Below are 22,025 nucleotides of genomic sequence, written 5' to 3' on the forward strand. Positions count from 1 at the left end.
TCAGCGCTGGGCGATCGGCTTGACGTCGCGCTTGGTGGCGCCGACGAACAGCTGACGCGGACGACCGATCTTGTACTCGGGGTCGCCGATCATCTCGTTGAGCTGGGCGATCCAGCCGACGGTGCGGGCCAGGGCGAAGATCGCGGTGAACAGCGGCACCGGGATGCCGATGGCGCGCTGAACGATGCCCGAGTAGAAGTCCACGTTCGGGTACAGCTTGCGGGCGACGAAGTATTCGTCTTCCAGCGCGATCTTCTCCAGCTCCATCGCCAGCTTGAACAGCGGGTCGTCGTGCAGGCCCAGCTCGTTCAGGACTTCGTGGCAGGTCTCGCGCATCAGCTTGGCGCGCGGGTCGTAGTTCTTGTAGACCCGGTGACCGAAGCCCATCAGCTTGACGTTGCTGGACTTGTCCTTCACCTGCTTGATGAAGTCGCCGATCTTGGCCACGCCGCCCATCTGCTGGATGTCGTTCAGCATGTTCAGGCAGGCCTCGTTGGCACCGCCGTGCGCCGGGCCCCACAGGCAGGCCACGCCCGCGGCGATCGCCGCGAACGGGTTGGTGCCCGACGAGCCGCACAGGCGCACCGTCGAGGTCGACGCGTTCTGCTCGTGGTCGGCATGCAGCGTGAAGATGCGGTCCATCGCGCGGACCAGCACTTCGTTCGGCTTGTAGTCCTCGCACGGGGTGGCGAACATCATGCGCATGAAGTTGCCGGCGTACGAGAGGTCGTTCTTCGGATAGATGTAGGGCTGGCCGATCGTGTACTTGTAGGCCATCGCCACCAGCGTCGGCATCTTCGCGATCAGGCGGATCGCGGCGATCTCGCGGTGCTCGGGGTTATTGATGTCGGTGCTGTCGTGATAGAAGGCCGACAGCGCGCCCACCAGGCCGGTCATCACCGCCATCGGATGCGCGTCGCGACGGAAACCGCGCAGGAAGAACTGCATCTGCTCGTTGACCATCGTGTGGTTGGTCACGCGGCTGACGAACTCCTCCTTCTGCGACGGGGTCGGCAGTTCCCCGTACAGCAGCAGGTAGCAGGTCTCGAGGTAGTCGCAGTTCACCGCCAGCTGCTCGATCGGGTAGCCGCGATACAGCAGCTCGCCCTTGTCGCCGTCGATGTAGGTGATCGTGGAATTGCACGACGCCGTCGACAGGAAGCCCGGGTCGTAGGTGAACTTGCCGGTCTGCGCGTAAAGCTTGCGGATGTCGATCACATCCGGACCGATGGTGCCCTTGTAGAGGGGCAGCTCCATTTGCGGGCTGCCGTCGGAGAACGACAGGGTGGCTTTGACGTCAGACGGGGTCATGGGCATTCCTTATGACTTCGGGGGGTTCTAGTTACTGAGGGGTCCGCAGCAGCGCGAGCACCGCATGCACGTCCGGCCGGTCCAGCTCGTCCACCGGCTCCTTGCGGGCCAGCAGCAGGTCGAGCAGGTCGTTGTCGGACAGGTCCATCAACTGCCGCAGGCCTTCCGCATGGAAGACGGTCAGCGCGCCTTCATGACGTTGGAAGAACCGCTCGATGAAAAGGTCATTCTCCAACAGCCCGCGGCGGCAACGCCACTTGAGCTTGGAGAGATCCCTCTCATCGATGAGGGTGTTGGTGTCCGCGGCGTTCATGCGTGTGCGCGCTGATGTCTCTGGGCGGGCCTCAGACGGCGCGGCGCACCATCAGTTCCTTGATCTTGCCGATCGCCTTCGTCGGGTTGAGACCCTTCGGGCAGACGTCGACGCAGTTCATGATGGTGTGGCAGCGGAACAGGCGATACGGGTCCTCGAGGTTGTCGAGGCGCTCCGCGGTCGCCTGGTCGCGGCTATCCGCGATGAAGCGGTAGGCCTGCAGCAGGCCGGCGGGACCGACGAACTTGTCCGGGTTCCACCAGAAACTCGGGCAGCTGGTCGAGCAGCTCGCGCACAGGATGCACTCGTACAGGCCGTTGAGCTCGTCGCGCTCCTCGGGGGACTGCAGGCGCTCCTTCTCGGGCGGCGCTTCCTCGTTCACCAGGAACGGGCGGATCGAGTTGTACTGCTTGAAGAACTGCGTCATGTCCACGATCAGGTCGCGGACGACGGGCAGGCCCGGCAGCGGCTTCAGGACGATGACGTCCGGCAGCGAGCGCAGGTTGGTCAGGCAGGCCAGGCCGTTCTTGCCGTTGATGTTCATCGCGTCCGAGCCGCACACGCCTTCACGGCAGGAACGGCGGAAGGACAGCGACGGATCCACTTCCTTGAGCTTGAGCAGGGCGTCCAGCAGCATGCGTTCATTGCCGGCGAGCTCGAGCTCGATGGTCTGAATGTACGGCTTGGCGTCCTTGTCCGGGTCGTAGCGGTAGATCTTGAAGGTGCGCTTGATCATGGTGTTCTCCGGCGGCCGATCAGAAGGTACGAACCTTCGGCGGAACGCTCTCGACGGTCAGCGGTTGCAGGTTGACCGGCTTGTAGGTCAGGCTGTTGGTCTTGGAGTGCCACAGCGTGTGCTTCATCCACTCCTTGTCGTTGCGGCCGAGCGGGAACTCCGCATCGTCCGGACCACGCTCGTAGTCGTTGACGGTGTGGGCGCCACGGCATTCCTTGCGGGCGGCGGCGGACACGATCGTGGCCTGGGCGGCCTCGATCAGGTTGTCCACTTCCAGCGCCTCGACGCGAGCGGTGTTGAAGACCTTGGACTTGTCCTTCAGCGTGATGTTCTTGACCCGTTCGCGGATGGCGGCGACGGCGGTGACGCCCTCGTCCAGCAGCGCCTGGGTGCGGAACACGCCCGCATGCGACTGCATCGCGGCGCGCAGGTCGTTGGCCACGTTCTGCGCGTACTCGCCACCGGTGTTGGACTCCAGGCGGGCCAGGCGCGCCAGCGTCTGGTCGGCGGCGTCCTTGGGCAGCGGCTTGTGCGCCTTGCCGGCGGCCTTGAAGCCCTTGTGCGCCTCGACGATGTGGTTGCCGGCGGCGCGGCCGAAGACCACCAGGTCCAGCAGCGAGTTCGTGCCCAGGCGGTTGGCGCCGTGGACCGACACGCAGGAGCACTCGCCCACCGCGTACAGGCCGTTCACCACGCTCTTGTTGTCCTCGCCCTTCTGGATGACGACCTGGCCGTGGACGTTGGTCGGGATGCCGCCCATCTGGTAATGGATGGTCGGCACGACCGGGATCGGCTCCTTGGTGATGTCGACATTGGCGAAGTTGTGGCCGATCTCGAACACCGACGGCAGGCGCTTGAGGATGGTGTCGCCGCCCAGGTGGGTCATGTCCAGCACGACGTAGTCCTTGTTGGGACCGCAGCCGCGACCTTCCTTGATCTCCTGGTCCATGCAGCGCGAGACGAAGTCGCGCGGCGCCAGGTCCTTCAGCGTCGGCGCATAGCGCTCCATGAAGCGCTCGCCGTTGGCGTTGCGCAGGATCGCGCCCTCGCCACGGCAGCCTTCGGTCAGCAGCACGCCCGCGCCGGCCACGCCGGTCGGGTGGAACTGCCAGAACTCCATGTCCTGCAGCGGGATGTCGGCACGCGCCGCCATGCCCAGGCCGTCACCGGTGTTGATGAAGGCGTTGGTCGACGCGGCGAAGATGCGGCCGGCACCGCCGGTGGCCAGCAGCACGGTCTTCGCTTCGAGGATGTGGATCTCGCCCGTCTCCATTTCCAGCGCGGTCACGCCGACCACATCGCCCTCGGCGTCGCGGATCAGGTCCAGCGCCATCCACTCGACGAAGAAGTTGGTGCGGGCCTTGACGTTCTGCTGGTACAGCGTGTGCAGCAGCGCGTGGCCGGTGCGGTCCGCCGCGGCGCAGGCGCGCTGCACCGGCTTCTCGCCGTAGTTGGCGGTATGGCCGCCGAACGGACGCTGGTAGATCGTGCCGTCCGGGTTGCGGTCGAACGGCATGCCGAAGTGCTCGAGCTCGTAGACCACCTTCGGCGCTTCACGGCACATGAACTCGATGGCGTCCTGGTCGCCCAGCCAGTCCGAGCCCTTCACCGTGTCGTAGAAGTGGTAATGCCAGTTGTCCTCGGACATGTTGCCCAGGCTGGCGCCGATGCCGCCCTGGGCGGCCACGGTGTGCGAGCGGGTGGGAAAAACCTTGGACAGGACGGCCACGTTCAGGCCGGCGAGCGACAGTTGCAGCGACGCGCGCATGCCGGAGCCGCCGGCTCCGACGATCACGACGTCAAACTTGCGCTTGGGCAGCGAGGTTCCGATTTGCATTTCTTACAGCCTCCAGAGCACTTGGATCGCCCAACCCGCGCAACCCGTCAACCACACCAGCGTGAACACATGCAGCGCCAGCCGCACGCCCACCGGCTTCACGTAATCCATCCAGATGTCGCGCACGCCGACCCAGGCGTGATACGCCAGGGAGACGATCAGCGCGAAGGTCAGGAACTTCATCCACTGCTTGCTGAAGATGCCGGCCCACAGGTCGTAGCCCAGCGGCTGGCTGGTGAACAGCACCTGCGCCAGCAGCACGATGGTGAACAGCGCCATGAGCAGCGCGGTGGCGCGCTGGGCCATCCAGTCGCGCAGGCCGTAATGCGCACCGGTGACGATGCGCTTGCTTCCGTAGGTTGTCATTGTTGATTTGCCTCTTGGGTCAATCGTCGGGATTCATCCCGGTCGCGCGACCCGAGCCGCGCGCCGGCGGCGGGATCAGTACAGGCCGAAGAGCTTGGCGCCGAGCGCGAGCGTCAGCACGATGGCCAGGACCAGCGTCACGACGGCGCTGCTCTTGCCTTGCTGCTTGCTGACGCTGTGCGTGGCATCCATCCACAGGTGGCGCACGCCGGCGATGAAGTGGTGCAGGTAGCCCCAGATCAGGCCCAGTGCCACCAGCTTGATGAACCAGCCCGGCAGGAAGCCGATGCCCGAGACGAAGGCCGCGGTGAAGGTCTCGTACGAGATCTCCGAGGTGAGGCTGGTGTCGAACATCCAGATCACGAACGGCAACAGCAGGAACATCAGCAGGCCGCTGATGCGATGCAGGATCGACACCCAGCCCGCGGCCGGCAGGCGGTACGCCGGAAGGTCGGTGATGTGGATGTTGGTGTAGACCGGTCGATTCTTCTTGGTGGCTTGGGTGGCGTCCGTCATGTCCGACCTTGTAATCAATGTGAAACCCGAAGATTTTATGGCAACGCAACACCCCGTAAGGGCGTCCTGGGCGCATGTCGTTTTCATGCGGTGCCATGAAAACGTCATTGCCGCCACGCGAATGCATCAATTCAGGTCGTTGCGATAGAAGTGATGAGTAGTGTTGTAGAGACCGCGGCGCAACTCCACCGGCTTGTCGCCGTAGGTGAAGGCCAGGCGCTCGACGCTCAGCAGCGGACTGCCGGGCGCCACCTGCAGCAGCGCGGCGGCGTCTTCTTCCGCCGCGACCGCCCGGATCTTTTCCTGCGCGCGAATCATCGGCACGCCGAATTCGGTTTCGAGCAGACCGTAGAACGGCCCGCGATGCTCCAGCAGCCGCTCCGCCGTCAGGCCCTTGAACAGGGCACCGGGCAGCCAGATGTCGTCGAGCACGACCGGCTGGCCGCCGCTGTGCAGCAGGCGACGGATCTCGATGACCGGATCGCCGGCGCGCAGCTGCATCAGCTTGGCGATGAAGGCCGGCGCGCGCTGGCGCTTGCAGTCCAGCAGCTGGCGGCCGAGCGACGCGGCGGCGTCGCCGTCGGGCGTCAGGCGCAGGAAGCGGTATTGCTGCTGCTGTTCCGCATGGGTGGCGACGAAGGTGCCCTTCCCTTGCTTGCGGACCAGCAGGTTGTCGGCGGCGAGTTCATCGACGGCCTTGCGGACCGTGCCCTGGCTGACGCCGAAGCGGGCGGCCAGGTCCATCTCGCTGGGGATGGTCTCCCCCGCCTTCCACTCGCCGGCCTGCAGGCCCTTGAGGATCAGTCCCTTGATCTGGCGATACAGCGGACTGAACGACGGCGCGGCTTCCGCGCGCGCCAGCTCGTTGAGCGGCGTGACGGGGTGAACCGGGGCGGCGGGGGGCGACATGGGGCGCGATTCGAGCACAACTGCGGTGCGAGCGTCCATCCTCCGGGGGGAGTCCGAGGAGATTAGTCTTATATAAGACACAAGAGTGTCAGTTTCACGCAATGGTCACCCGCTAATTTGGCGGCGCCTCCCCCCACCCGTGGGCGAAGAAGACCCTATCGCGATCCGTGCCGCCACTGGGCTGGCCTACACTTGCCGCCGCTGGCGCGGACCGCGCCTCCCGCATCATTCACTCGCACTTCCCGGAGACTTCTGATGAGCAAGAAACCCGTTCGCGTCGCCGTCACCGGCGCCGCCGGCCAGATCGGCTACGCCCTGCTGTTCCGCATCGCCAGCGGCGAGATGCTGGGCAAGGACCAGCCCGTCATCCTGCAACTGCTGGAGATTCCGGACGAGAAGGCCCAGAACGCGCTCAAGGGCGTGATCATGGAACTGGAAGACTGCGCGTTCCCGCTGCTGGCCGGCATCGAAGCCCACAGCGACCCGATGACCGCCTTCAAGGACACCGACTACGCGCTGCTGGTCGGCGCCCGTCCGCGCGGCCCGGGCATGGAGCGTTCGGACCTGCTGGCCGCCAACGCCCAGATCTTCACCGTGCAGGGCAAGGCGCTGAACGCCGTGGCCTCGCGCAATGTGAAGGTGCTGGTGGTCGGCAACCCGGCCAATACCAATGCCTACATCGCGATGAAGTCGGCGCCGGACCTGCCGGCCAAGAACTTCACCGCCATGCTGCGCCTGGACCACAACCGCGCCGCGTCGCAGATCGCCGCCAAGACCGGCAAGCCGGTCGCCGGCATCGAGAAGCTGGCGGTGTGGGGCAACCACTCGCCGACGATGTACGCGGACTACCGCTACGCCACGATCGACGGCCAGTCGGTCAAGGCCCTGATCAACGACGAAGAGTGGAACCGCACGACGTTCCTGCCGACCGTGGGCAAGCGCGGCGCCGCGATCATCGCCGCCCGCGGCCTGTCGTCGGCCGCCTCGGCCGCCAACGCCGCCATCGACCACATGCGCGACTGGGCCCTGGGCACCAACGGCAAGTGGGTCACGATGGGCATTCCGTCGGACGGCTCGTACGGCATCCCCAAGGAAGTCATGTTCGGCTACCCGGTGACCGTCGAGAACGGCGAATACAAGATCGTCCAGGGCCTGGAGATCGACGCCTTCTCGCAGGAGTGCATCAACAAGACGCTGAACGAGCTGCTGGAAGAGCAGAACGGCGTCAAGCACCTGCTGTAAGAGGGGCCACCCCTACCGCCTTCGGCGGGCCCCTTCCGGGGGCGGCCTCGAGCGCCGGCAGTGCCGCCTCGTGCCCGACCCGATGGAGACACGGCTTTGCCGGTCCGCTTTCGAAGGCAGTATCGTTGGGCCGGGTTCCGCAAGGGACCCGGCCCTTCTTCTTTCCTTTTCATCCCGCGCCGCATGACCACGCTCATCCACCCTGCCGACGCCCTCTTCGAAGAAGGCGAGGCGCCCGTCGTCCTGCCGGTCGTCGACCATTACTGCGGCGTCGAGGCCCGCATGATCAAGAGCCTGGAACTGCAGGCGCGGATGGGCCCGGTCTTCGACATCACGCTGGACTGCGAGGACGGCGCGCCCGTCGGCGGCGAGGCGGAGCACATGCTGCTGGTGCTGCACCTGCTCAATGGCTCGCTCAACGCGCACGGCCGCGTCGGCGTGCGCGTGCATCCGTTCCACCACCCGGCCTTCGAGGCGGACGTCGAGGCGGTCATCGCCGGCGGTGGCGAGAAGCTGGCCTTCCTGATGATCCCCAAGCCCGAAAGCATCGCCGACCTGGACGGGGCCATCGCCTTCATCGACGACTGCCTCAAGCGCCACGCGATCCGCAAGCCGCTGCCGCTGCACACGCTGATCGAGACCCATGGCGCACTGCGCGACGTGATGGCGATCGCGGCCCATCCGCGCATCGAGTCGCTGTCGTTCGGCCTGATGGACTTCGTGTCGGCCCACCGCGGCGCGATCCCGCGCTCGGCGATGACGGTCGAGGGCCAGTTCACCCACCCGCTGGTGCAGCGCGCGAAGCTGGCCATCTCGGCGGCCGCGCATGCCTATGCGAAGACGCCGTCCCACTGCGTCGTGACCGAGTTCAAGAGCGAGCGCGCGATCCAGTCCGCGGCCGAGCGGGCCGCCCGTGAGTTCGGCTACACGCGGATGTGGAGCATCCATCCCAACCAGATCCAGCCCATCATCGATGCCTTCGCGCCGAGCGTGGCCGAGATCGACGAGGCGATCGAGATCCTGCAGGCCGCGCAGGCCGCGCAATGGGCGCCGATCCAGCACCGCGACATGCTGCATGACCGCGCCAGCTACCGCCTGTTCTGGCATTTGCTGCAGCGCGCGCATGGCACGGGGCAGAACCTGCCGACGGAAGTCGCGCAGGCCTGGTTCGCGCCGCGGCCGTCGCCGCTCTGACGCACAGGCGCCGCAGCGACCGGCTACTGGCGCGCCGGGCGCAACAATCTGCAATCGCCCATCCGTGCAGCACTTCACGCACCGCGGACGGCGTGGGCGAAAAAGCGGCGTCACGCCTCGAGCCGCGGCCCGCACAACCGGTGAAGACCCTAGCGTCGATCAACGGTTTGACACATTAAATGCCGGTTTTGCGCCGCAGGGCCGCGGTGACAATTGCGCATCGCCGCTTGCCGGCGTCTTGTTTTTTCGGCCACCTGCATCGACTGGTGTTTCCAGGTCCCTCTTCCCCATTCCCAGAATGCGACTGACCGCCCTCCTCCTGTCCGGCGCCGCTGCCGCCGCGCTGACCCTGACCGCCGGCCTCGCCGCCGCCCAGCCCGATCCGAACGCCGGCAGCAAGGCCGCGCCGACCAAGGCCGCGAAGCCCGCCGCCGGCAAGTCGACCGCCAAGAAGCCCGCTGCCAAGACGCCGCCGCCCCCGCCTCCGCTGCCGGAGGCGAACGAGGAGCAACTGGCCGCCGCCCAGCGCGCCTACCTCGGCCTGTACGAGTGCGAGTTCAAGCAATCGGTCACCATCGCCCCCGATGCGAAGCACGCCGGCTACATCAACGTCGCCTTCAAGAAGGACATCTTCACGATGAAGCCGGTGCTGTCGTCGACCGGCGCCCTGCGCCTGGAAGACATCACCGGCCGCACGCTGATGGTCCAGATCGCCAACAAGTCGATGCTGCTGGACGTCAAGGCCGGCCAGCGCCTGGTCGACGAATGCGTCCATCCGGAACAGCGCGCCGCCATCGAGGCCGCCCGTGCCGCGTCGGCGCCCGCCGGCCCGGGCCTGGGCATCGCGCCGAGCGCGAACTGAGCCTCGCGCACCCCAACCAGCCGCCCGCGAGGCGGCTTTTTCACGCCTGTTCGCCCCGCTTCCCCCAGCGCGGACCTCAGGTTTCAGCCCGCGACGCTGGCTTTCGCGACCCGAAAGTACGTACAATTCATGCATACTTTCCGATTCATACCGCGCCGCCACCGTGGCGGATGCGGTCATGAATTCGCCAAGGCCGTCGCCTAATCTCCCAGGATCCCCAGGAGCCCGCATGGAAGCCACCGTCGCCGAACGAGGTCAGATCACCCTGCCCAAGGCCGTCCGCGACGCGCTGGGGCTGACCAAGGGCACCACCCTCAAGGTGGAACTCGACGGGGCCCGCATCATCCTGCGCAAGAACGTCGACGACGCCATCTCCCGCGCCCGCGGCCGCTTCAAGCTGCCGGAAGGCACCTCCACCGACGACGTCATGCGCGACCTCCGCGGCCGCGCGCCGGACGAGTCCACCGACGCCTGAGCCGATGATCGCCGTCGACAGCTCCGTCCTCATCGACCTCCTGGGCGACGCCCCCGGCGCCGATGCCGCCGAGGCCGCGCTGCGCCTGGCGCTGTCCAGCGGCCCGGTCGTGCTCTGCGATGTCGTGCTGTCCGAGGTGACGGCGGGACTGGGCCACGGCTCCGAGGTGATGGACGCGCTCGAGGAGATGGGCCTGAGCTTCCTGGCCATCGACCAGCGCGCGGCGATCCGCGCCGGCGAGATGCAACGCAAGTTCAAGCAACGCCTGGCGGACAAGGGCGCCGGCGCGGCCGCGTCGATGCGGGCGATGCCCGATTTCCTGGTGGGTGCGCACGCGATGCTGCAGTGCGACGGGCTGATCACCCGCGACCAGGGCTTCTTCCGAGACTATTTCAAGGGCCTCAAGGTCATCGTGCCCAGCGCACCCTGACCCTGAGGCCGATTCCCCCGACCCGCTTTTTGACCCAAGCAGAGACCACGAAGACTGGAGTTCGCATGCTGCAAGCCTACCGCCAACACCAAGCCGAACGCGCCGCGCTCGGCATCCCGCCGCTGCCACTCGACGCGAAGCAGGTGGCCGCGCTGATCGAGCTGATCAAGAACCCGCCGGCCGGCGAAGAGGCCTTCCTGCTGGACCTGCTGACCCATCGCGTGCCTCCGGGCGTGGATGACGCCGCCAAGGTCAAGGCCAGCTTCCTGGCCGCCGTCGCGCACGGCGACCTGCCCGTCGGCCTGATCTCCAAGGCCAAGGCCACCGAGCTGCTGGGCACCATGGTGGGCGGCTACAACGTGCATCCGCTGATCGAGCTGCTGGACGACGCCGAAGTGGCGGGCGTCGCGGCCGACGGTCTGAAGAAGACCCTGCTGATGTTCGACTACTTCAACGACGTCGCCGCCAAGGCCAAGGCGGGCAACGCCAAGGCCCGGGAAGTGATGCAGAGCTGGGCCGACGCCGAGTGGTTCACCTCCCGTCCCGAGGTCGAGAAGAAGATCACCGTCACCGTCTTCAAGGTGCCCGGCGAGACCAACACCGACGACCTGTCGCCGGCGCCCGACGCCTGGAGCCGTCCGGACATTCCGCTGCATTACCTGGCGATGCTGAAGAACACCCGTCCGGACGCGGCCTTCAAGCCCGAGGAAGACGGCAAGCGCGGCCCGATGCAGTTCATCGAGGACCTGAAGAAGAAGGGCCATGTCGTGGCCTACGTCGGCGACGTCGTCGGCACCGGCTCGTCGCGCAAGTCGGCGACCAACTCGGTGATCTGGGCCACCGGCCAGGACATCCCGTTCGTCCCGAACAAGCGCTTCGGCGGCGTGACGCTGGGCGGGAAGATCGCGCCGATCTTCTTCAACACGCAGGAAGACTCGGGCTCGCTGCCGATCGAAGTCGACGTCAGCAAGCTCGAGATGGGCGACGTCATCGACGTGCTGCCCTATGACGGCAAGCTGGTGAAGAACGGCGAAACCGTCGCCGAGTTCAAGCTCAAGAGCGACGTCCTGTTCGACGAAGTCCGCGCCGGCGGCCGGATCAACCTGATCATCGGCCGCTCGCTGACCGCCAAGGCGCGCGAGTTCCTGGGCCTGCCCGCCTCGACCCTGTTCCGCCTGCCGCAGGCGCCGGCCGCCTCGACCGCCGGCTTCACGCTGGCGCAGAAGATGGTCGGCCGCGCCGTCGGCCTGCCCGAGGGCCAGGGCGTGCGTCCGGGCACCTACTGCGAACCGAAGATGACGACGGTCGGCTCGCAGGACACCACTGGCCCGATGACCCGCGACGAGCTGAAGGACCTGGCCTGCCTGGGCTTCTCGGCCGACCTGGTGATGCAGTCCTTCTGCCACACCGCCGCCTATCCGAAGCCGGTGGACGTGAAGACGCACCGTGAGCTGCCCGCCTTCATCTCCAACCGCGGCGGCGTGGCCCTGCGTCCGGGCGACGGCGTGATCCACAGCTGGCTGAACCGCCTGCTGCTGCCCGACACCGTCGGCACCGGCGGCGACTCGCACACCCGCTTCCCGATCGGCATCTCCTTCCCGGCCGGTTCGGGCCTGGTGGCCTTCGGCGCGGCGACCGGCGTGATGCCGCTGGATATGCCGGAATCGGTGCTGGTGCGCTTCAAGGGCGAGATGCAGCCCGGCGTGACGCTGCGCGACCTGGTCCATGCGATCCCGCTGTACGCGATCAAGGCCGGTCTGCTGACCGTGGCCAAGGCCGGCAAGAAGAACATCTTCTCGGGCCGCATCCTGGAGATCGAGGGCCTGCCCGACCTCAAGGTGGAACAGGCCTTCGAGCTGTCCGACGCCTCGGCCGAGCGCTCGGCCGCCGGCTGCACGATCAAGCTGAATCCGGAACCGATCAAGGAGTACCTGACCTCCAACATCGTCCTGATGAAGAACATGATCGCCGACGGCTATGCCGACGCGAAGACGCTGCAGCGCCGCATCGAGAAGGTCGAGGCCTGGCTGGCCAAGCCCGAGCTGCTGGAAGCGGACAAGGACGCCGAGTACGCCGCCGTCATCGAGATCGACCTGGCCGAAATCACCGAGCCGATCGTCTGCTGCCCGAACGACCCGGACGATGCGAAGGTGCTGTCCGAAGTCGCCGGCACCAAGATCGACGAGGCCTTCATCGGCTCGTGCATGACCAACATCGGTCACTTCCGCGCGGCGGCCAAGCTGCTGGGCGGCCAGCGCGACATCCCGGTCAAGCTGTGGGTCGCGCCGCCGACCAAGATGGACCAGAGCGAGCTGATCAAGGAAGGCCATTACGCCGCCTTCGGCACGGCCGGTGCGCGCACCGAGATGCCGGGCTGCTCGCTGTGCATGGGCAACCAGGCGCAGGTGCGTGAAGGCGCGACGGTCATCTCGACCTCGACCCGGAACTTCCCGAACCGTCTGGGCAAGAACACGAATGTGTTCCTGGGCTCGGCCGAGCTGTCGGCGATCGCGTCCCGCCTGGGCCGCCTGCCGACCAAGGAGGAGTACCTGAAGGAGATGGGCGTCATCGACGCCGACAAGGCCAGCGTCTACCGCTACATGAACTTCGACCAGATCGAGGAGTACGCGGAAACGGCCAAGTCGGTCGCCTGATCGGCCGGACCGTCGCGGACCCAGGTGCGCGACGGCGCGGGGGGATGTCGAGTCCCCTGCCCCGCCAACAACAAGGGCCCGGAGGTGCGAACCTCCGGGCCCTTGTTCATGGGGAGCCGACGGTGGGACGGGCGCCTCGCGGGCTCCGCTCGATCGGTCGTTCAGCGGTCGCGGGATGCGCTCGGCGGTGCGCCCGCCGGCATGCCGCCGGTCATCCGCCGGTCAGCCGCCGATCAGCCGCCGATCACGCCGCAGGCGATGCGCGCACCGCCACCACCCAGCGGCGCCGGATGGTCGGCATGGTTGTCGCCGCCGGCGTGGACCATCAGCGCATGGCCCTTCACCTCGTCGAGCTTGGTCAGTCGCGGCGACAGCACCGGATTGACCGCCTGCCCGTCCTGCGCGACGAACAGCGGCGGCAGGTCGCCCAGGTGGCCGTCGCCCCAGGGCTCGCCATGGCGCTTGCTGCCCTTGGGATCGAAGTGCCCGCCCGCCCCGCCGGCCGGGGTCACCGTGCCATTGGCCGTGGACGGCGCGCAGGACGGGTTCTCATGCACATGGAAGCCATGGAGGCCGGCCGGCAGCCCCTTGAGCTGCGGATAGAAGGCCAGGCCATACGGCGTCTCCACAATGCGCACCGTGCCCGCCGAGGCGCCGACCCCATCGGGCTGCGCGATGGCGAGGTTCACCGTCAGTTCGGCGGCGTGCGCGGCCGTCAGGGCGGCGCCGGACACGAGCAGGCCCAGGCACAGGGACTTGGCGATTTTCATTCGAGACTCCTCTTCGGGTGGACAGGACAGGCGACGGGGCCGGCGACGGCCCTCGGTCGGAACATCGACCGGTCGACAGCGCGGTGGATGCGCCTGGGGTCGAATGATCGTGCAAGGCGGCGTCGCGCGCACGCGGGCGGCGGGGGATGCCAGGCCGGGCACGCGGGCAGGAAGGAGGAAGGTGCCGCGTCAGAGCGCGTGCCGCAGCGCCTCGGCCCTGGCCAGATGCACCCGCACCCGGCTCTCCAGCCAGTTGTGACGGTGGCTGCCCAGCGGCGGCGCCAGGCGGTCGAGCAACTCCGCATAACTCGCGCTGAGCGCTTCGAAGCCACGATCCAGACGATCCTCGTCGCGCGGGGGAAGGCGCGAGACCACGGTGCCAGGCCCGAGCGCCTCGATCGTCGGTGGCAGGCAGCAGCCCATCACGGCCAGTTGGTGGGTACGACGGAATTCGCCGGCCAGGCCGTCCACCAGCACATCGGGCCGCCGCACGCCGATGCGCCGCAGCTGCTGCTGGGCCCCGGGCGTCGCGCAGGCCTCCTCGACCTGCCGGAGCTGGACCAGCACCCGCACCCAGAGTCCGCGCAGCCGCTGGCAGGCGTCGTCGTCGATCGGGACGCCGCCGTCGGACCGGGCGGCCCGCGCCGCGAGCATGCAGCGCTGGGTCGTCATGGCCAGCGCCGCGTCCAGGCCCGCAGCCCCGGCGCGACCCTCGCTTCGCGGCCCCAGTCCCTGCCGCCCGAGGCGGCCGGCCACCACCTCGCCGCATCCCGGACGAGATCGATGACGGCATCGAGAACGACGTCGATGACCATGGCTGTCTCCTGCGGTCGGTGCCGGCTGGTTGTCGCGTCCCGGCCCGTCGAGGGGCCGGAACCGGCGGCGAGGCTTCCCGCGCCGGCTCTGCCGGCGGGAGCGCCTCGCCGCCCTTCTTGGCGCGTTCATCGCGCCAGTCTCGTCACCCGCCGGTCAGGCGAGATCGAAGCGGTCCAGGTTCATCACCTTCGTCCATGCGGCGACGAAGTCCCGCACGAACTTGCCCTGCGCATCGGCGCTGCCGTAGACCTCGGCCAGCGCACGCAACACCGAGTTCGAGCCGAACACCAGGTCCACCCGGGTGCCGGTCCAGCGCGGCTGTCCGGTCTCGCGGTCGCGGCCTTCGAACACGTCCGGGTCCTGCGCGCTCGCCCGCCACTGCGTCGACATGTCGAGCAGGTGGACGAAGAAGTCGTTGGTGAGCACCCCGGGCCGGTCGGTGAAGACGCCATGCGACACGCCGTCGACATTGGCGCCGAGCACCCGCAGGCCGCCGACCAGCACGGTCATCTCCGGTGCACCGAGCGTCAGCAGCTGCGCCTTGTCGACGAGCAGTTCCTCGGCGGAGACGGTGAAGCGGGCCTTCTGATAGTTGCGGAAGCCATCGGCGACCGGCTCCAGCACCGCGAAGGAAGCGACGTCGGTCTGTTCCTGCGACGCGTCCATCCGGCCAGGCGTGAAGGGCACCGTCACTGCGTGACCGGCTGCCTTCGCGGCCTGCTCGACGGCGGCGGCGCCGGCCAGCACGATCAGGTCGGCCAGCGAAACGCGCTTGCCGCTGCCTGCCTGGTCGGCATTGAAGCCGCGCTGGATCGCCTCCAGCACCGTCAGCACGTCGGCCAGCTGGCTCGGCTGGTTGACCGCCCAATCCTTCTGGGGCGCCAGCCGCAGGCGCGCGCCGTTGGCGCCGCCGCGCTTGTCGGAACCTCGGAAGGTCGAGGCCGAGGCCCAGGCGGTCGACACCAGCTGCGACACGGTGAGGCCCGAGGCCAGCACCCGGGCCTTCAGCGTCGCGATGTCCTGGGCATCGACCAGCGCATGATCCAGCACCGGGATCGGGTCCTGCCACAGCAGCGTTTCCTTCGGCACGTCGGCGCCGAGGTAGCGCGCCCGCGGCCCCATGTCCCGGTGGGTCAGCTTGAACCAGGCCCGCGCGAAGGCATCGGCGAACTGCTCGGGATGCGCCAGGAAGCGACGCGAGATCTGCTCGTAGGCGGGATCGAAGCGCAGCGAGAGGTCGGTCGTCAGCATCGTCGGCGCATGACGTTTGGCGGGATCGTGCGCATCCGGAATGGTGCCGGCGCCCGCGCCGTCCTTGGCCTGCCATTGATGCGCGCCCGCCGGGCTCCTGGTCAGCTCCCACTCGAAGCCGAACAGGTTCTCGAAGAAGTTGTTGCTCCACGCGGTGGGCGTCGTGGTCCAGGTCACTTCCAGGCCGCTGGTGATCGCATCGCCGCCATGGCCCTTGCCGAAAGTGCTCGCCCAGCCCAGGCCCTGGGCGGCGAGGTCGGCGCCTTCGGGCTCCACGCCGACATGGGAGGCCGGACCGGCTCCGTGCGTCTTGCCGAAGGTGTGACCGCCGGCGATCAGCGCGACCGTCTCCTCGTCGTCCATTGCCATGCGGGCGAAGGTCTCGCGGATGTCACGCGCCGCGGCGATCGGGTCCGGGTTGCCGTTGGGACCTTCCGGGTTCACGTAGATCAGGCCCATCTGCACCGCCGCGAGCGGCTTGGCGAGCTCTCGGTCGCCGCTGTAGCGCTGGTCATCCAGCCACTTGGCCTCGGCGCCCCAGTTGATGTGGTCCTCGGGTTCCCACTGGTCGACGCGGCCGCCGGCGAAGCCGAAGGTCTTGAGGCCCATCGATTCCAGCGCGACGTTGCCAGCCAGGATCATCAGGTCGGCCCAGGAGATCTGCTGGCCGTACTTGCGCTTGATCGGCCACAGCAGGCGGCGCGCCTTGTCGAGGTTGCCGTTGTCGGGCCAGCTGTTCAGCGGCGCGAAGCGCTGCTGGCCGCCACCCGCGCCACCGCGGCCGTCGGCCGTGCGGTAGGTGCCGGCGCTGTGCCAGGCCATGCGCACGAACAGCGGGCCGTAGTGGCCGAAGTCGGCCGGCCACCAGGACTGGGAGTCGGTCATTAGCGCATGCAGGTCGCGCTTGAGCGCCTCGAGGTCCAGGGCCTTGAAGGCCTCGGCGTAATCGAAGTCCTCGCCCATCGGATCGGACTTGGCCGAGAGCTGTCGCAGCACCGACAGGTTGAGCTGGTTGGGCCACCAGTCGCGGTTGGTCCGCGCCGCCGGCGCGCTGCCATGACCCGTCACCGGGCACTTGCCTTGTTCACTCATCGCTTCTCCAGTTGTCTTGCTGCCGGCACCGCGTCGCCAAGATGTCGAGCCCTCCTCGACGCGGTGCTTCCTGTCCCCTGGGATCTCAGGGGTGGGGGCGAGTATTTGCTATCGACAACCAATGAGCCATTTGCAATTCCTAATGGCTTGGATAGCGGCAAGCTTGGAAAAGCCGGTCGCGCGATCAGCGCCCGGCAGGCGCGGCGGCCGGGTCGTCTCCCGACGTCCCGCCGCCTCGCCGTGGACCGGTCAGAGTCCCCGGACCATCTCCACATGCGCGATGCCGGCTTCCTCGAAGACCGGCCCGCGGCGCTGGAAACCGGCGCGGGTATAGAACCCCTCGGCGCTGAGCTGCGCATGCAGCAGCACCTCGCGGTAGCCCTGCTCGCGGCCGGCCTGCATCAGCGCGTCCAGCACCTGCCGGCCGACCCGGCTGCCGCGCATCGGCGACAGCACCGCCATCCGGCCGATCTTGGCCACGCCAGGCACATGCTCCAGCAGCCGGCCGGTCGCCAGCGGCCGGCCCAGCCGGTTGTAGGCGACCGCATGGGTGCAGCTCTCGTCGGCGGCATCCCATTCCATGTCGGCGGGGATCTTCTGCTCCTCGACGAACACGGCCTGGCGGATGCGGTGCGCGTCCGCGCCCAGGGTCGCCCAGTTGCCCACGCGCGCGTCGGTCATCGGCTCGCCGCGCTCGAAACCCAGCAGCAGCTCGCGCAGCGCCTGCGGCACCGCCTTGGGCACGCGCGCCACCGGATCGGCGAAGACGTAGACCAGCTCGCCATGCACCAGGCACTCGTCGCCGCGGAACACCGCGCAGCTCACCGTCAGCGAGGTCGTGCCCACCCGCTCGGTCCGCACGCCGATGTCCAGCAGCTCGTCGTAATGCGCCGAGCCGAGGTACTCGATCGTCGACTTGCGGACGAACAGGTCGCCCTCGAGCGCCTGCATCGTCGGCGCGTAGGGCAGCGCCAGCGCGCGCCAGTAGCCGCCGACCGCGGTGTCGAAGTAGGTCAGGTAATGGCCGTTGAAGACGATCTGCTGCGCATCGATCTCGGCCCAGCGCACGCGCAGGCGTTCGAAGAAGCGGAAGCGGTCGCGGGCGAGCGCGGAGGCGGTGGTGCTGCTCATGCGGAGGCCCCGGTGGGGGTCGTGGAGGTCATGGGGGCGGCGGCCGGCGCCGGCAGGCCGAAGGCGGTCCTGAGCGCGTCGGCGCAGGCGTCCAGCGCCTGCTCGGCTTCCGGAATGCTACGGCCCATCTTGATGAAGTCGTGGGTCACGCCGCGGTACAGCTCCAGCCGCACCGCGTTGCCGTTGGCACGCAGCAGGTCGGCGTAGGCGATGCCCTCGTCGATCAGCGGGTCGGCCTCGGCCAGGATGAAGCAGGCCGGGGCCAGGTCCTCGTGGTCCTCGGCCTGCAGCGGCGCGAAGCGCCAGTCCTCGCGCCGCTCGGCCGGGATGTACTGGTTGAAGAACCACGCGATCGTGTCGGCGTCCAGCAGGTGGCCCTTGGCGAAGCGGCGATGCGAGTCGGTGTCCGCATGCGCGGTCGCGCCCGGCGTGATCAGCAGCTGCAGCGCCAGCGCGGTGCCCAGTTGCGCGCGGATGTCGCGAGCATGCAGCGCAGTCACCGCCGCCAGCGTGCCGCCGGCGCTGTCGCCGCCGACGGCGATGCGCGCGCCATCCAGGCCCAGGGACGGCGCCGCCTGCGCCAGCCAGGCGAGCGCGGCCCAGCAGTCGTCGACGGCGGCGGGGAACGGGTGGTCGGGCGCCAGCCGGTAGTCCACCGCGACCACCGCCGCGCCGCTGCGCAGCGCCAGCTGGCGGCACAGGCTGTCGTGCGTCTCCAGGCTGCCGATGACGAAGCCGCCGCCATGGAAGTACAGCAGCACCGGCAGGCCGCGTGGATCGCGGGCGGCGGCGTCCTCGCGCGTGACCGGGGCATACAGCCGCGCCGCGATGTCGCCGGCGGGCCCCGGGATTGCCAGGTTCTCGATGCGCGGCAGCGGCGCCCGCGGCAGGTCCAGGATCTCCGCGCCCATCAGGTAGGCGATGCGGGCCTGCTTGGGCGAGAGGCTGTGGAAGGACGGGCGATTGGCGCGGTGGATGCGCTCGAGCACCGCGGCCATCCGCGGTGTCAACAAGGTGCTACTCAACGGGAACTCCAGGGCGTAGGCTCAGCCGTTCGCCGAGCCGCAATCGCGGGATTTTCCCAGACAACGCGCGCCGTCGCCGGCGCGGCGCCAAGACCCGCCTTCCCCCTCGCCCACCACCCGGCAGAAGGACTCCGCCCATGGCCCTGATCCAGTACCTCACCCACATCCACCTGGAGGCCGGCGCGCGCCGCGTGATCGGCGCGGAATGCGCCCGCGCCGGCATCGCCAGGCCGCTGATCGTCACCGACAAGGGCGTGCGCGCCGCCGGCGTGCTGGACCTGGTGATCGAGGCCTGGACCGCGTCGCCGATCGATGCGGCCGCCCTGCCCGTCTACGACGGCACGCCGCCCAATCCGACCGAGGCCGCGGTGCGCGAGGCCGCCGCGCTCTACCGCGCCCACGGCTGCGACGGGCTGATCGCGATCGGCGGCGGCTCCAGCATCGACCTGGCCAAGGGCGTCGCGATCGCGGCGACCCACGAGGGCCCGCTGACGGCCTACGCCACCATCCTCGGCGGCGCCGGCAACATCGGCCCGCACGCCGCGCCGCTGATCGCCGTGCCGACGACCGCCGGCACCGGCTCCGAGGTCGCGCGCGGGGCGATCATCATCGTGGACGACGGTCGCAAGCTGGGTTTCCACAACTGGGCGCTGATGCCGCGCTCCGCCGTCTGCGACCCGGAGTTGACGCGCAAGCTGCCCGCCGCGCTGACCGCCGCCACCGGCATGGACGCGATCGCGCACTGCATGGAGACCTTCATGTCGGCCGCCTTCAATCCGCCGGCCGACGGCATCGCGCTCGAGGGCCTGCGTCGCGGCTGGCGCCAGATCGAGCGCGCCACCACGCATCCGGACGACCTCGACGCCCGGCTCGACATGATGGCGGCCAGCACCATGGGGGCGCTCGCCTTCCAGAAGGGACTGGGCTGCGTGCATTCGCTCAGCCATGCGCTCGGCGGGCTGATGCCCAGGCTCCATCACGGCACGCTGAACGCGGTCTTCCTGCCGACGGTGATCCGCTTCAACGGGATGCACGACTCGATGCGGCGCGACGACAAGATCGCCCGCATGGGCCATGCGATGAACCTGCAGGAAGGCACGCCGGCCGATGAACTGGCCGGCGCGGTCAAGGCGATGAACCAGCGGCTGGGCCTGCCGTCGGGCCTGCGCGAGATGGGCGTGACGGTCGACCTCCACGACCAGATCGTCGAACGCGCGCTCCACGACCACTGCCACAAGACCAACCCCCGCGAGGCCTCGGCCAGCGATTACCGGCGGATGCTGGACGAGTCGATGTGAGGCGGCACGCCGCCGCCTTTGACAGACAGCCTACCAACTAGTAGAGTGCGACCCATCGTTTCGACGCAGGTCGCCATGCCCACCGAACTTTCGCCCAAGGCCGCCGAGATCGCCGCGCACACCCGGGCGCTGCTGGTCGCCGGCGGCTACAACAGCTTCAGCTATGCGGACCTCGCCGAGCGGGTCGGCATCACCAAGGCCAGCATCCACCACCACTTCCCGAGCAAGGCGGCGCTGGTGCAGACCGTGGTCGCGCGCTACCGGGAGGAGGCGCGGCAAGGACTCGCCGCGCTGGAGCAGCAGTTCGACGATCCGCTGTCCGAGCTCAATGCCTATGCGGACTACTGGGCCGGCTGCATCCGCAGCGGGGCGCATCCCTTCTGCATCTGCGCGATGCTGGCCACCGAGATGCCGACCATCCCCGAGGAAGTGGCCACCGAGGTGCGCGCCCATTTCCACGACCTGAGCGCGTGGCTCGCATCGGTGCTCAAGCGCGGCGCGGCGGCGGGCCAGTTTCATCTGCTCAACAGCCCGGCGATCTCCGCGCGCTCCTTCATGGCGGTCGTGCATGGCGCGATGCTGGTGGCGCGGGCGCTGGACGACCCCAAGTCCTTCGCCGCCATCGTGCAGCCGGCGATCCTCAAGCTGACCCAGCCCGCCTGACGGGCGCTCCACCGCGGGCGGCTTCGGCCGCCCATTCATTTCCCCAGCAAATCTACCAACTAGTAGATCGTATTTTTTGACGAGGTTGCCATGCCCCACCCCCTTTCATCGCTCGGCCTGATCCACACGCTTGTCAGCCTGGTTCCGCTCGTCGCCGGACTGCACGGCTTCGCGCGCTGGCGCCGCATCGAACCGGGCAGCCGCTCCGGGCAGGTCTACCTGGCCGGCCTGGCCGTGTCGGTCTTCACCTCCTTCGGGCTGTCGAGCGTCACCGGCATCAACCCGGGTCATGTGCTGGGCGTGCTGGCCCTGCTGGCGGCTTTCGGCGGCGCCTGGCTCGCACCGCGGCTGGGCCTCCTCGGCCGGCTGAGGCCCTATGCGCAGACCTTCGGCCTGTCGTTCAGCTTCTTCCTGCTGCTGGTGCCCGGCATCAACGAGACGCTCACCCGGTTGCCGGTCGCGCATCCGCTGGCCACCGGTCCCGAGGATCCGGTGGTGAAGGCCGCGTTGCTGGGCTGGCTGCTGGTCTTCGTCATCGGCTTCACGCTGCAGGGGCTCGCGATCCGCGCCAAGAGCCGCGCAGCGATCCAACGATGACGCTTCGGCCGAGCACTCGCCTGCGCCGGGCGACGCTCAGTTGCCGGGCCGGCTCTTGGACTTGTAGCTGGAGCCCGGCGGCGTCCAGAAGACCGCCCCGACCGAGGTCTCGTTCAGATGGGGCGGCAGGCCGCGCGCCTCGAGCTGCTCCCGCACGCCGTCCAGGCCGGTCTCGGAGTCGATGATGTAGCCCTCCTCCAGCACGTCGCCGTAGTTGGCCTCGGTGTTGCTGACCGCCAGCTCGACCAGGTCGCCGAGTTCGCCGCCATCGAGCGACCAGACATGCACATCCTGGTCGGTGGCATAGGTCTTGATCCGCCACGCGGAGCCGTTGGACGCGAAGAACTGGATGGTGTCGAAGGCGTCCTCGGTCGCCGGCTCCTCGGAGTTGGCGACATAGCTGCTCTGGATGGCAAGGCGGAAGAGGATGAGCTGGGTGGTCATGCGCGGCGGTCGGCGGGAGCGGTGAGGCCGGATCGTACCGGGCACTCGCGCCACCGGTGCCGTCGCCCTGCTGTCAGCGTCCCCGATTACGCT

Annotated in this window: 23 protein-coding genes; 9 read left to right on the forward strand and 14 right to left on the reverse strand. The window is 68.4% G+C overall.

The genetic code is table 11. From position 1 onward, the window contains the following. The 7 genes from gltA to CS062_RS02080 all read right to left on the reverse strand — a co-directional run bounded on the left by gltA (position 1) and on the right by CS062_RS02080 (position 5,988). Positions 1-1,311: a citrate synthase gene (gltA, locus tag CS062_RS02050; RefSeq protein ID WP_099859797.1), complete on the reverse strand. Its 1,311-nt coding sequence runs from the start codon at positions 1,309-1,311 to the stop codon at positions 1-3. A 31-nt stretch (positions 1,312-1,342) separates the two neighbouring features. After that, on the reverse strand, positions 1,343-1,624 hold the full coding sequence (locus CS062_RS02055; RefSeq protein WP_099859798.1) for an FAD assembly factor SdhE: 282 nt from the start codon (positions 1,622-1,624) through the stop codon (positions 1,343-1,345). A 31-nt stretch (positions 1,625-1,655) separates the two neighbouring features. After that, complete coding sequence (locus CS062_RS02060) at positions 1,656-2,360, reverse strand: succinate dehydrogenase iron-sulfur subunit (RefSeq protein ID WP_099859799.1); 705 nt, start codon at positions 2,358-2,360, stop codon at positions 1,656-1,658. A 19-nt stretch (positions 2,361-2,379) separates the two neighbouring features. After that, positions 2,380-4,197, reverse strand: coding sequence for a succinate dehydrogenase flavoprotein subunit (gene sdhA / locus CS062_RS02065; protein WP_099859800.1), 1,818 nt, complete (start codon positions 4,195-4,197; stop codon positions 2,380-2,382). Positions 4,198-4,200: 3 nt separating this feature from the next. Next, entirely contained in the window at positions 4,201-4,563 is a 363-nt protein-coding gene (gene sdhD / locus CS062_RS02070; RefSeq protein WP_099859801.1) for a succinate dehydrogenase, hydrophobic membrane anchor protein, read from the reverse strand. Between the two features lie 75 nt (positions 4,564-4,638). Then, complete coding sequence (sdhC, locus tag CS062_RS02075; RefSeq protein ID WP_099859802.1) at positions 4,639-5,079, reverse strand: succinate dehydrogenase, cytochrome b556 subunit; 441 nt, start codon at positions 5,077-5,079, stop codon at positions 4,639-4,641. 126 nt (positions 5,080-5,205) lie between these two features. After that, positions 5,206-5,988: a GntR family transcriptional regulator gene (locus CS062_RS02080; protein WP_099859803.1), complete on the reverse strand. Its 783-nt coding sequence runs from the start codon at positions 5,986-5,988 to the stop codon at positions 5,206-5,208. Positions 5,989-6,243: 255 nt separating this feature from the next. Between CS062_RS02080 and CS062_RS02085 the strand changes: the two genes are divergently transcribed. The 6 genes from CS062_RS02085 (at position 6,244) to acnB (ending at position 12,845) form a co-directional block, all read left to right on the forward strand. After that, positions 6,244-7,230 carry a malate dehydrogenase gene (locus tag CS062_RS02085; RefSeq protein ID WP_091724143.1) on the forward strand — a complete coding sequence of 329 codons (987 nt, stop codon included), beginning with the start codon at positions 6,244-6,246 and terminating at the stop codon, positions 7,228-7,230. Between the two features lie 183 nt (positions 7,231-7,413). After that, positions 7,414-8,424 (forward strand): HpcH/HpaI aldolase/citrate lyase family protein, encoded by a 1,011-nt coding sequence (locus tag CS062_RS02090; protein WP_099859804.1) that lies wholly within the window; start codon positions 7,414-7,416, stop codon positions 8,422-8,424. A 298-nt stretch (positions 8,425-8,722) separates the two neighbouring features. Next, positions 8,723-9,286 (forward strand): hypothetical protein, encoded by a 564-nt coding sequence (locus CS062_RS26080; RefSeq protein ID WP_158238644.1) that lies wholly within the window; start codon positions 8,723-8,725, stop codon positions 9,284-9,286. A 229-nt stretch (positions 9,287-9,515) separates the two neighbouring features. Continuing rightward, positions 9,516-9,761: an AbrB/MazE/SpoVT family DNA-binding domain-containing protein gene (locus tag CS062_RS02100; protein WP_099859805.1), complete on the forward strand. Its 246-nt coding sequence runs from the start codon at positions 9,516-9,518 to the stop codon at positions 9,759-9,761. 4 nt (positions 9,762-9,765) lie between these two features. Further along, entirely contained in the window at positions 9,766-10,191 is a 426-nt protein-coding gene (locus CS062_RS02105) for a type II toxin-antitoxin system VapC family toxin (protein WP_099859806.1), read from the forward strand. Positions 10,192-10,256: 65 nt separating this feature from the next. After that, positions 10,257-12,845: a bifunctional aconitate hydratase 2/2-methylisocitrate dehydratase gene (gene acnB / locus CS062_RS02110; protein WP_099859807.1), complete on the forward strand. Its 2,589-nt coding sequence runs from the start codon at positions 10,257-10,259 to the stop codon at positions 12,843-12,845. A gap of 233 nt (positions 12,846-13,078) precedes the next feature. Here the strand turns inward: acnB and sodC are convergent, their stop codons facing one another. From sodC to CS062_RS02135, 6 genes are all read right to left on the reverse strand, one after another. Next, a complete protein-coding gene (gene sodC, locus CS062_RS02115; protein ID WP_099859808.1) occupies positions 13,079-13,615 on the reverse strand; it encodes a superoxide dismutase family protein in 537 nt (178 codons plus the stop codon). Between the two features lie 189 nt (positions 13,616-13,804). Beyond that, positions 13,805-14,287 carry a hypothetical protein gene (locus tag CS062_RS02120; RefSeq protein WP_099859809.1) on the reverse strand — a complete coding sequence of 161 codons (483 nt, stop codon included), beginning with the start codon at positions 14,285-14,287 and terminating at the stop codon, positions 13,805-13,807. Continuing rightward, a complete protein-coding gene (locus CS062_RS26085; protein ID WP_158238645.1) occupies positions 14,284-14,430 on the reverse strand; it encodes a hypothetical protein in 147 nt (48 codons plus the stop codon). Before CS062_RS26085 ends, CS062_RS02120 begins: the two co-directional genes overlap by 4 nt. Positions 14,431-14,584: 154 nt before the next feature. Beyond that, on the reverse strand, positions 14,585-16,774 hold the full coding sequence (gene katG, locus CS062_RS02125; RefSeq protein WP_099859810.1) for a catalase/peroxidase HPI: 2,190 nt from the start codon (positions 16,772-16,774) through the stop codon (positions 14,585-14,587). Between the two features lie 249 nt (positions 16,775-17,023). After that, the gene (locus CS062_RS02130) at positions 17,024-17,905 is read right to left on the reverse strand and encodes a YbgC/FadM family acyl-CoA thioesterase (RefSeq protein ID WP_091724128.1); all 882 of its coding nucleotides are present in this window, start codon (positions 17,903-17,905) and stop codon (positions 17,024-17,026) included. Then, a complete protein-coding gene (locus tag CS062_RS02135; protein WP_099859811.1) occupies positions 17,902-18,903 on the reverse strand; it encodes an alpha/beta hydrolase in 1,002 nt (333 codons plus the stop codon). Before CS062_RS02135 ends, CS062_RS02130 begins: the two co-directional genes overlap by 4 nt. Positions 18,904-19,067: 164 nt before the next feature. Between CS062_RS02135 and gbd the strand changes: the two genes are divergently transcribed. The 3 genes from gbd (at position 19,068) to CS062_RS02150 (ending at position 21,488) form a co-directional block, all read left to right on the forward strand. Then, positions 19,068-20,228 (forward strand): 4-hydroxybutyrate dehydrogenase, encoded by a 1,161-nt coding sequence (gene gbd / locus CS062_RS02140; protein ID WP_099859812.1) that lies wholly within the window; start codon positions 19,068-19,070, stop codon positions 20,226-20,228. Positions 20,229-20,303: 75 nt separating this feature from the next. Continuing rightward, a complete protein-coding gene (locus CS062_RS02145; RefSeq protein WP_099859813.1) occupies positions 20,304-20,891 on the forward strand; it encodes a TetR/AcrR family transcriptional regulator in 588 nt (195 codons plus the stop codon). A 90-nt stretch (positions 20,892-20,981) separates the two neighbouring features. Next, complete coding sequence (locus CS062_RS02150) at positions 20,982-21,488, forward strand: hypothetical protein (protein WP_099859814.1); 507 nt, start codon at positions 20,982-20,984, stop codon at positions 21,486-21,488. Positions 21,489-21,524: 36 nt separating this feature from the next. Here the strand turns inward: CS062_RS02150 and CS062_RS02155 are convergent, their stop codons facing one another. Continuing rightward, positions 21,525-21,932 (reverse strand): hypothetical protein, encoded by a 408-nt coding sequence (locus CS062_RS02155; RefSeq protein ID WP_099859815.1) that lies wholly within the window; start codon positions 21,930-21,932, stop codon positions 21,525-21,527. Positions 21,933-22,025: the final 93 nt, after the last annotated feature.

Source organism: Roseateles chitinivorans (genome assembly GCF_002761755.1).
Classification (GTDB): domain Bacteria; phylum Pseudomonadota; class Gammaproteobacteria; order Burkholderiales; family Burkholderiaceae_C; genus Roseateles; species Roseateles chitinivorans.

Coding starts and splice junctions, on each gene's coding strand:
- gltA (WP_099859797.1), bottom strand. CDS start 1,311: ATGACCCCGTCTGACGTCAAAGCCACCCTGTCGTTCTCCGACGGCAGC.
- CS062_RS02055 (WP_099859798.1), bottom strand. CDS start 1,624: ATGAACGCCGCGGACACCAACACCCTCATCGATGAGAGGGATCTCTCC.
- CS062_RS02060 (WP_099859799.1), bottom strand. CDS start 2,360: ATGATCAAGCGCACCTTCAAGATCTACCGCTACGACCCGGACAAGGAC.
- sdhA (WP_099859800.1), bottom strand. CDS start 4,197: ATGCAAATCGGAACCTCGCTGCCCAAGCGCAAGTTTGACGTCGTGATC.
- sdhD (WP_099859801.1), bottom strand. CDS start 4,563: ATGACAACCTACGGAAGCAAGCGCATCGTCACCGGTGCGCATTACGGC.
- sdhC (WP_099859802.1), bottom strand. CDS start 5,079: ATGACGGACGCCACCCAAGCCACCAAGAAGAATCGACCGGTCTACACC.
- CS062_RS02080 (WP_099859803.1), bottom strand. CDS start 5,988: ATGTCGCCCCCCGCCGCCCCGGTTCACCCCGTCACGCCGCTCAACGAG.
- CS062_RS02085 (WP_091724143.1), top strand. CDS start 6,244: ATGAGCAAGAAACCCGTTCGCGTCGCCGTCACCGGCGCCGCCGGCCAG.
- CS062_RS02090 (WP_099859804.1), top strand. CDS start 7,414: ATGACCACGCTCATCCACCCTGCCGACGCCCTCTTCGAAGAAGGCGAG.
- CS062_RS26080 (WP_158238644.1), top strand. CDS start 8,723: ATGCGACTGACCGCCCTCCTCCTGTCCGGCGCCGCTGCCGCCGCGCTG.
- CS062_RS02100 (WP_099859805.1), top strand. CDS start 9,516: ATGGAAGCCACCGTCGCCGAACGAGGTCAGATCACCCTGCCCAAGGCC.
- CS062_RS02105 (WP_099859806.1), top strand. CDS start 9,766: ATGATCGCCGTCGACAGCTCCGTCCTCATCGACCTCCTGGGCGACGCC.
- acnB (WP_099859807.1), top strand. CDS start 10,257: ATGCTGCAAGCCTACCGCCAACACCAAGCCGAACGCGCCGCGCTCGGC.
- sodC (WP_099859808.1), bottom strand. CDS start 13,615: ATGAAAATCGCCAAGTCCCTGTGCCTGGGCCTGCTCGTGTCCGGCGCC.
- CS062_RS02120 (WP_099859809.1), bottom strand. CDS start 14,287: ATGACGACCCAGCGCTGCATGCTCGCGGCGCGGGCCGCCCGGTCCGAC.
- CS062_RS26085 (WP_158238645.1), bottom strand. CDS start 14,430: ATGGTCATCGACGTCGTTCTCGATGCCGTCATCGATCTCGTCCGGGAT.
- katG (WP_099859810.1), bottom strand. CDS start 16,774: ATGAGTGAACAAGGCAAGTGCCCGGTGACGGGTCATGGCAGCGCGCCG.
- CS062_RS02130 (WP_091724128.1), bottom strand. CDS start 17,905: ATGAGCAGCACCACCGCCTCCGCGCTCGCCCGCGACCGCTTCCGCTTC.
- CS062_RS02135 (WP_099859811.1), bottom strand. CDS start 18,903: ATGGCCGCGGTGCTCGAGCGCATCCACCGCGCCAATCGCCCGTCCTTC.
- gbd (WP_099859812.1), top strand. CDS start 19,068: ATGGCCCTGATCCAGTACCTCACCCACATCCACCTGGAGGCCGGCGCG.
- CS062_RS02145 (WP_099859813.1), top strand. CDS start 20,304: ATGCCCACCGAACTTTCGCCCAAGGCCGCCGAGATCGCCGCGCACACC.
- CS062_RS02150 (WP_099859814.1), top strand. CDS start 20,982: ATGCCCCACCCCCTTTCATCGCTCGGCCTGATCCACACGCTTGTCAGC.
- CS062_RS02155 (WP_099859815.1), bottom strand. CDS start 21,932: ATGACCACCCAGCTCATCCTCTTCCGCCTTGCCATCCAGAGCAGCTAT.